The sequence below is a fragment of the Actinophytocola sp. genome, from assembly GCF_036402745.1.
Taxonomy (GTDB): Bacteria; Actinomycetota; Actinomycetes; order Mycobacteriales; family Pseudonocardiaceae; genus Actinophytocola.
Genome location: NZ_DASWSJ010000138.1, coordinates 1 through 1,679, shown reverse-complemented (window position 1 = coordinate 1,679; position 1,679 = coordinate 1). Strand labels below are relative to the sequence as shown.

Below are 1,679 nucleotides of genomic sequence, written 5' to 3'. Positions count from 1 at the left end.
GACGGCCGCGGATCCTGCACGGTCCACGTGTTGCCGTCGGGGTCGGCGAAGTACACGAACGAGCCGCCCGGCCCGGTGGTGACCTCGCTGACCTCCACACCCCGGCCGGCGAGCTCGCCCTGCGCGGCCTGGATGTCGTCGACGACGAGCTGGAGACCGCGTAAGGAGCCCGGCGCCGAGTCGACGAGGCCCACGCCCAGGATGATCGAGCAGGCCGACCCCGGCGGCGTGAGCTGCACGAACCGCAGCTCCGGACTGACCGTGTGGTCGTGGTCGAGGGAGAAACCGGCCTTGTCGCGGTAGAACGTGATGGCCCGGTCCACATCGGAGACCGGCACGGGCACCACTTCCAGCTTGAAATCCATGCCGGGCACGCTACCTCGGCCCACCGACAGAATCCGCGCGCTCCAGCAGGTACCGCCGCTCCGGCACGCTCAGCGTCCGCCGCGCCGCCGCGACGTAGAGCCTCCGGGCCTCGGCCGGCGCGCCCAGCTCCTCCAGCAGGTGCGCCCGCACGGCGTCGAGCCGGTGGCTGCCGGCGAGCCGCGGGTCGGCCGCGGCCTCGTCCAGCAGGGCCAGGCCCGCGCGCGGACCGTGCACCTTGGCCTGCGCCACCGCCTGGTTCAGCACCACCATCGGGCTGTCCGCGACCACCCGCAGCAGCTGGTACAGCGCCAGGATCTGCGGCCAGTCGGTCTCGGCGTCGCTGGGTGCTTCGTCGTGCACCGCGGCGATCGCGGCCTGCAGCTGGTACCGGCCGAACCGCTCGGTGCGCGCCAGCGCCTCGCTGACCAGCGCCACGCCCTCCTCGATCAGCGCGCGGTCCCACCGGTCGCGGTCCTGCTCGGCCATCGGGACCAACCCGCCGGCCGGGTCGGTGCGGGCCGGCCGGCGCGCGTCGGTGAGCAGCATCAGCGCCAGCAGGCCGGCCACCTCGTGGTCGTCCGGCAGCAGCCGGCGCACGGCCCGGGTCAGCCGGATCGCCTCCGCGGTCAGGTCGACGCGCTGCAGGTCCGGGCCCTCGGTGCTGGCGTAGCCCTCGTTGAAGATGAGGTACAGCACCTGCAGCACCACGCCGAGCCGCGCCGGCAGCTCGGCGGCCGGCGGCGTCCGGAAGCCGACGCCGGACGCCTTGATCCGCTGCTTGGCGCGGGTGATCCGCTTGGTCATCGTGGCCTCGGGCACCAGGAACGCCCGCGCGATCTCCGCGGTGGTCAGGCCGCCGACCGCGCGCAGCGTCAGCGGGATCTGCGCGCCCGGGGTGAGCGACGGGTGGCAGCACAGGAACAGCAGCGTCAGCGTGTCGTCGGACTCCGGGGCGCGCGGCGCGTCCGCGGCCGGCGCGAGGTACTGGTCGCGCGGGATCCGGGTGCCCACGGTGTCCTCCCGCCGCCGCCGGGCGATCTCGCTGCGCAGGTGGTCGGTCATCCGCCGGTGCGCGACCCGGATCAGCCAGCCGCGCGGGTTGTCCGGCAGGCCCTCCTTCGGCCATTGCAGGGCGGCGTCGAGCAGCGCCTCCTGCACGGCGTCCTCGGCCGCGCCGAAGTCGCCGAACCGCCGCACCAACGCACCGAGAACCTGCGGCGCGAGGTCGCGCAGCAGGCCCTCGGTGTTGACCGGTTCGCTCCTGTGTTGAATGGTTCGCTCCGCTCCTGCGCTACTCGCCGTCTTCCCTCCTC

Annotated in this window: 2 protein-coding genes; both read right to left on the bottom strand. The window is 74.2% G+C overall.

All coding sequences use genetic code 11. From position 1 onward, the window contains the following. A partial coding sequence (locus VGD70_RS13825) for a VOC family protein (protein ID WP_331081766.1) occupies positions 1-365 on the bottom strand: 365 nt, incomplete at its 3' end. Positions 366-375: 10 nt separating this feature from the next. Then, a complete protein-coding gene (locus tag VGD70_RS13820) occupies positions 376-1,638 on the bottom strand; it encodes an RNA polymerase sigma factor (protein WP_331081769.1) in 1,263 nt (420 codons plus the stop codon). Positions 1,639-1,679: the final 41 nt, after the last annotated feature.